General features: G+C 50.0%; 4 protein-coding genes and 1 tRNA gene. All 5 read right to left on the bottom strand.

The annotated features are described in order from the left end of the window. Positions 1 to 167 precede the first annotated feature (167 nt). The 5 genes from DWY93_RS12390 to gyrB all read right to left on the bottom strand — a co-directional run bounded on the left by DWY93_RS12390 (position 168) and on the right by gyrB (position 6,612). Positions 168 to 255: transfer RNA gene (locus DWY93_RS12390), tRNA-Ser, on the bottom strand. A gap of 215 nt (positions 256 to 470) precedes the next feature. Next, positions 471 to 1,019, bottom strand: a complete 549-nt coding sequence (locus DWY93_RS12385) for a Fe-S-containing hydro-lyase (protein WP_015552748.1) — start codon at positions 1,017 to 1,019, stop codon at positions 471 to 473. A gap of 21 nt (positions 1,020 to 1,040) precedes the next feature. Next, complete coding sequence (locus DWY93_RS12380; RefSeq protein WP_021903927.1) at positions 1,041 to 1,883, bottom strand: fumarate hydratase; 843 nt, start codon at positions 1,881 to 1,883, stop codon at positions 1,041 to 1,043. Between the two features lie 196 nt (positions 1,884 to 2,079). Further along, a complete protein-coding gene (gyrA, locus tag DWY93_RS12375) occupies positions 2,080 to 4,599 on the bottom strand; it encodes a DNA gyrase subunit A (RefSeq protein ID WP_117471076.1) in 2,520 nt (839 codons plus the stop codon). A 102-nt stretch (positions 4,600 to 4,701) separates the two neighbouring features. Then, positions 4,702 to 6,612, bottom strand: coding sequence for a DNA topoisomerase (ATP-hydrolyzing) subunit B (gyrB, locus tag DWY93_RS12370; RefSeq protein ID WP_021903924.1), 1,911 nt, complete (start codon positions 6,610 to 6,612; stop codon positions 4,702 to 4,704). Between the last annotated feature and the right edge of the window lie 7 nt (positions 6,613 to 6,619).

The following is a 6,619-nucleotide window of genomic DNA, read 5'->3' as shown; positions in this document are numbered from 1 at the left end:
TAAGAATTTTCAGGGTTTTACATACTGTTCAGTTTTCAAGGAACTTTGTTTTGTTGTTGCTGTATCTCAGCGGCAACTCTGATATCTTATCACAGTGTTTGCTGTTTGTCAACAACTTTTTTCATCTTTTTTTGAAGTTCTTTTTTGAAGTCCTTCAAGCAGATGAACGGAGAAAGAGGGATTTGAACCCTCGCGCCGGTTTCCCGACCTACACCCTTAGCAGGGGCGCCTCTTCGGCCTCTTGAGTATTTCTCCTTATTACCGTAGCTAATTATCATTTATTAAGTTTGTCGGGCGAACTCGCCAGACGCAGGATTAATTATACAAGCTATAGCTCTTTTTGTCAACAACTTTTTTCATCTTTTTTTTACCATCTTTTTACAGTATGATTTTTCTCCATACTTTTATACCAGAAAAGCGGGAAATCAACTCCTTTTCCGGCTGTCGGTTCTCCGCTTTCTCATCTGATATTATTTCTGATATTCCTTGATTGCCGTCTCATACAGGTTATTTCCCTGGGAATCGATCACGACGACCACCGGAAAATCTTCTACTTCCAGTTTCCGGATTGCCTCAGTTCCAAGATCATCGTAGGCAACGACCTCCGACTTTTTGATGCGCTGGGACAATAGTGCCCCCGCACCGCCGATTGCAGCAAAGTAGACGGAACCATTTCTCACAATAGCATCGATCACCGCCTGACTTCTCTTCCCTTTTCCGATCATGGCACCCAGGCCAAGGTCTAAAAGCTTCGGCGCGTACTTATCCATACGGCTCGCCGTTGTTGGTCCCGCAGACCCGATAGGACGTCCCTCTCTTGCCGGGGACGGTCCCATATAGTAGATGACGTTTCCCTGCATCTCGATGGGCAGAGCTTCCCCCGCGTCCAGCGTTTCCTGCATTCTCTTATGCGCTGCGTCTCTCGCTGTATAGATGGTTCCCGTAAGAGTCACGTAGTCCCCGGCCCGGAGAGACACTGCGTCTTCTTTCTTAATTGGTACACTGATCTGTCTGTCCATGGTTTCCTCCTGTTTCTCTTATTAAATAACGCGATGCGCATGACGGTTTACATGACAGCAGATATTCACTGCCATCGGAAGTCCCGCGATATGCGTCGGATATGTCTCGATATTGACGGCCATGGCAGTCACACGACCGCCGAGTCCCCCCGGTCCGATTCCGAGTCCGTTGATCTTTTCAAGCATCTCTTTCTCCAGGTCTCTGACATACGGAACTGGAGATTCCTCTTCCAGATTTCTCGTCAGGGCATGTTTTGCCATCAGGGCACACTTTTCAAAGGTTCCGCCGATGCCGACACCGACCACCATCGGGGGACAGGCATTCGGACCAGCGTCACGGACAGCCTCTAATATTTTCTCCTTCACCCCTTCAATGCCGTCAGCCGGCTTCAACATGAACACGCGGCTCATGTTCTCGCTTCCGAATCCCTTCGGCGCAACAGTGATGTCCACCTGGTCCCCGTCTACGATCTCGTAATGGATGATTGCCGGGGTATTGTCTTTTGTATTCACGCGGTCGATGGGATCACGGACAACAGACTTTCTTAAGTATCCGTCCACGTATCCCTGGCGGACACCTTCATTGATGGCGTCCGTCAGACTACCTCCCTCGATATGTACTTCCTGCCCGACTTTAACGAAAACAACGGCCATGCCCGTGTCCTGGCAGATCGGAATCATGTCTCTTCCGGCAATCTCAAGATTCTCCTTAAGCTGATTTAAGATCTGTTTTCCAAGAGGTGATTCTTCCTTCTCCACGCTCTCATTAAATACTTTTTTCATGTCATCCGAAAGGAAATGGTTTGCCTCGATGCACATTTCCCGGATGTTTTTTGTGATCTCACTCGTCTGAACAGTTCTCATAGACGATTTTCCTCCCGATTATTTTTTGATTGATCGCCATCGGACGGATTCCTTCCGAATATTCATGATGGCCTATTATTATGAAAAATACAGGAATCCGGTATCCCCGGATTCCTGTATCCAATCACTCCAGAGTCAGAAATCCTGTTTTATGGATGAATGGCGGTCTTATAACCGCTCTTCACATTCATGAACATTACTCCTCCGTGGTCTCCTCATCCTCATTTTCCGGATTCTCCGGATCTTCCGCATTTTCCTCCTCATCCTGGCGGTTGCTTTCCCGCACTTTCGCGATGGAGGCAACGCGGACATCAGAATCAGCTTCAATGCTCATCAGTTTTACGCCAGATGTATTTCTGCCGATGACAGAGATATCGTCAACCCCCATGCGGATCAGAATTCCCTCATTGGTGATCAGCATGATATCTCTTCCGTCGTCAAGCAGCTTCATTCCGATAAGATTTCCTGTCTTTTCTGTCACATTATAGCAGAGAAGTCCCTTGCCGCCGCGAAGCTGCAGCTTGAATTCAGAGATTCTCGTTCTCTTTCCGTATCCCTTTTCGGATGCCACGAGCATGTACTCGCCCTGGCTCGCCATCTGCATGCCGATGACCTCGTCGCCCTCGTCGAGCTTCATGCCGATAACGCCATAGGAAACACGGCCGGTAATTCTCGCATCTGTCTCCTTGAAGCGGATGGACATACCGAATTTTGTCGCGAGGAAAATATCCTCGGTATTGTCTGTTACTTTTACCTCGATCAGCTCATCACCTTCGCGGAGCAGGATCGCCTGAAGACCTGTCTTTCTCATGTTGCTGTACTCGCACATTCTGGTCTTCTTCACCATTCCGCCCTTTGTGGCCATAAAGAGGTACTTGTCATCATCGATCTCACGCATCGGAATCGCCGCTGTGACCTTTTCGCCCGGCTGGAGCTGTAAAAGGTTCACGATAGCCGTTCCGCGGGCTGTTCTTCCTGCCTCCGGGATCTCGTAGGCCTTGATCCGGTAGCATCGTCCTGTGTTCGTGAAGAACATGATATAGTGGTGGTTCGTTGTCATGAGAAGATCCTCGATGAAGTCCTCATCGATGGTCTGCATTCCCTTGATTCCCTTTCCGCCGCGGTTCTGGCTCTTGAAATTGTCCACGGACATTCTCTTGATGTATCCAAGATTGGTCATGGCAATTACAGTGTCATCGTCGGAGATCAGGTCTTCCACGGACATATCATCGTCAAAGCCGATCTTTGTCCGTCTGTCGTCACCGTATTTCTCGGAGATCACAAGGATCTCTTTCTTGATCACACTTAATAATTTATTTTCATCTGCAAGGATTGCACGCAATTCCGCGATTTTTGTCTCCAGTTCTTTGTACTCGTTCTCGAGCTTCTCGCGTTCCAGACCTGTGAGAGCGCGCAGACGCATGTCCACGATCGCCTGTGCCTGCGGGTCTGTGAGTTCAAAGCGCTCCATGAGGACGCGTTTCGCCTCCGCGACATTTGCGGAGCCGCGAATGATCCTTATCACCTCATCGATATGATCTAAGGCCTTTAATAAGCCCTCTAAGATGTGGGCGCGTTCCTCGGCCTTATTTAAGTCGTACTTCGTTCTTCTCGTCACAACGTCCTTCTGGTGGTCCAGATAGTACTCTAACATCTGGAGAATATTGAGGACCTTTGGCTCATTGTTTACCAGTGCAAGCATGATCACACCGAAGGAATCCTGCAGCTGTGTATGCTTTAAGAGCTGGTTTAAGAGGACGTTCGCGTTCACATCTCTCCTGAGTTCGATGTTGATGCGGATTCCCTCACGGTTGGACTCATCGGTGATTCCGGTGATTCCGTCAATCTTTTTCGTCTTTACGAGCTCCGCGATCTTCTCGATGAGTCTCGCCTTGTTGACAAGGTACGGAAGCTCTGTGACGATGATATGGCTCTTTCCGTTCGGAGCTGTCTCGATGTTTGTCACCGCGCGGACTCTGATCTTCCCGCGGCCTGTGCGGTACGCTTCTTCGATTCCTCTCGTTCCCAGGATCTCAGCTCCAGTCGGGAAATCCGGTCCTTTGATGATCTGTAAGATCTCCTCCATGGAGGTCTGTCTTCCTTCTTCCACCTGGTTGTCGATGATCTTTACGACAGCCGCGATGACCTCGCGGAGGTTGTGGGGCGGGATATTTGTGGCCATGCCGACCGCGATACCGGTCCCGCCATTTACGAGAAGGTTCGGAAATCTGGACGGAAGTACCGTTGGTTCCTTCTCCGTCTCATCGAAGTTCGGGATAAAGTCAACGGTATCTTTATAGATGTCCGCTAACATCTCCACAGAGATCTTGCTGAGTCTCGCCTCGGTGTATCGCATGGCAGCGGCACCGTCGCCGTCGATGGATCCAAAGTTTCCGTGGCCGTCCACGAGCATGTAACGCATGGACCATCTCTGTGCCATATTTACTAAAGCACCGTAGATGGAGCTGTCTCCGTGCGGATGATATTTACCCATGGTATCGCCGACGATACGGGCACTCTTTCTGTGGGGCTTATCCGGACCGTTGTTCAGTTCCGCCATGGAGTAGAGGACACGTCTCTGTACCGGCTTTAATCCGTCACGGACATCCGGGAGCGCTCGGGATGCGATAACGCTCATGGCGTAGTCGATGTACGACTTCTCCATGGTCTTCTTTAAGTCTATCTCATGAATTTTGTCAAAAATATTCGGTTCCATTCTTTCCTCCAATGCAGCCTGCGCTGCGCCTTAAACCTGCGTAAACTGCGCCGCATGACCATCCAGTAAACTTACCGATTCCCGGATAGCCCTGCTGCCGCATTAAATGTCAAGAGTTCCGTACTTCGCGTTCTGTTCGATGAATTCACGGCGCGGCTCTACCTGATCTCCCATGAGTGTCGTAAAGGTGAGGTCGATCTCCGACGTCATCTCCTCATTCATGGTCACACGTAAAAGGACTCTGTGCTCCGGATCCATTGTTGTCTCCCAGAGCTGTTCCGCATCCATCTCACCAAGACCTTTGTAACGCTGGATCTTGTTGTTCTGGTCACGTCCGATCTCTTTTAAGATATTGTTTAGCTCCTCATCACTGTACGCATACCATACCCGCTTGTTCTTCTCGATCTTATAGAGCGGCGGCTGAGCCAGGTAAACATAGCCCTGTTTGATAAGCTCCGGCATAAACCGGTAGATGAATGTCAGAAGCAGTGTACTGATATGGGCACCGTCCACATCGGCATCGGTCATAATGATGATCTTGTGGTAGCGGAGCTTCGAGATATCGAAATCCTCGTGGATTCCCGTTCCGAAGGCCGTGATCATGGATTTGATCTCCGCGTTTCCGTAAATACGGTCGAGTCTCGCCTTCTCCACGTTTAAAATCTTTCCTCTAAGCGGCAAGATTGCCTGGGTGCTCTTATTTCTCGCGTCCTTCGCGGAACCGCCGGCGGAATCTCCCTCTACGATGTAGATCTCGCATTCCTCCGGGTGCTTGCTGGAGCAGTCCGCAAGCTTTCCAGGTAAGGATAAGCCGTCAAGGACCGTCTTTCTTCTTGTTAAGTCTCTTGCCTTTCTCGCAGCAGCGCGGGCACGCTGGGCAAGAACGGATTTCTCGATGATCGTCTTTGCTACGGACGGATTCTGCTCGAGGAAATAGGTGAGCTGCTCAGATACCACGCTGTCAACAGCACCTCTCGCCTCGCTGTTTCCAAGCTTCTGCTTTGTCTGACCCTCAAACTGTGGCTCCTCGATCTTGACGCTGATGATAGCAGTCAGTCCCTCACGGATGTCTTCACCGGTGAGGGCCGGCTCGCTGTCCTTAAGGAGCTTGTTCTTTCTTCCGTAGTCATTGAAGGTCTTTGTCAGGGCATTTCTGAAACCGGTGAGGTGGGTTCCTCCTTCCGGTGTGTTAATGTTGTTTACAAAGCTGTAAATATTTTCGGTGTAGGAATCGTTGTGCTGCATGGCAACCTCCACCAGCACGTTGTCCTTCTTGCCCTCGCAGTAGATGACCGTGTCATAGAGCGGCACATTGCTGCGGTTTAAGTAAGTGACGAACTCCTTGATTCCACCTTCGTAGTGGAATACCTTTTCCTTCTTGTCCTCGCGGTCATCCCTCAGAATGATCTTTAAGTTCTTTGTGAGGAACGCGGTCTCGCGGAGACGGATCTTTAAGGTATCATAGTCATAGACGGTCTCCTCAAAGATAGTCTTGTCCGGAAGGAATGTTACTTTTGTGCCATGTTTGTCTGTCGGGCAGTCACCCACGATCTTTAACGGGTACATGGTCTTTCCTCGCTCATAGCGCTGCTTGTAGACCTTTCCTCCGTGGTAAACCTCGACCTCCAGCCACTCGGATAAGGCATTTACAACAGAAGCTCCTACACCGTGCAGTCCGCCGGATACCTTGTATCCCCCACCGCCGAACTTACCGCCGGCATGAAGGATCGTAAAGACGACTTCGACTGCAGGAAGTCCCGCTTTTTTCTGGATATCGACCGGAATTCCCCGTCCGTCATCGACAACGGTGATGGAATTGTCGGAATTGATCTGTACATCGATGGTATCGCAGTATCCCGCAAGGGCCTCATCCACCGCGTTGTCTACGATCTCATATACCAGATGGTGAAGTCCCCTCGAAGACGTACTTCCAATGTACATTCCCGGTCTTTTTCTTACAGCCTCAAGTCCCTCCAGAATCTGGATTTGATCTGCATTATATTCTGCGCTCATGAAGTTC

Source organism: Clostridium sp. AF28-12 (genome assembly GCF_003435225.1).
GTDB classification, from domain to species: Bacteria; Bacillota; Clostridia; order Lachnospirales; family Lachnospiraceae; genus Pilosibacter; species Pilosibacter fragilis.
This window is presented reverse-complemented; position numbering and strand designations above follow the sequence as displayed.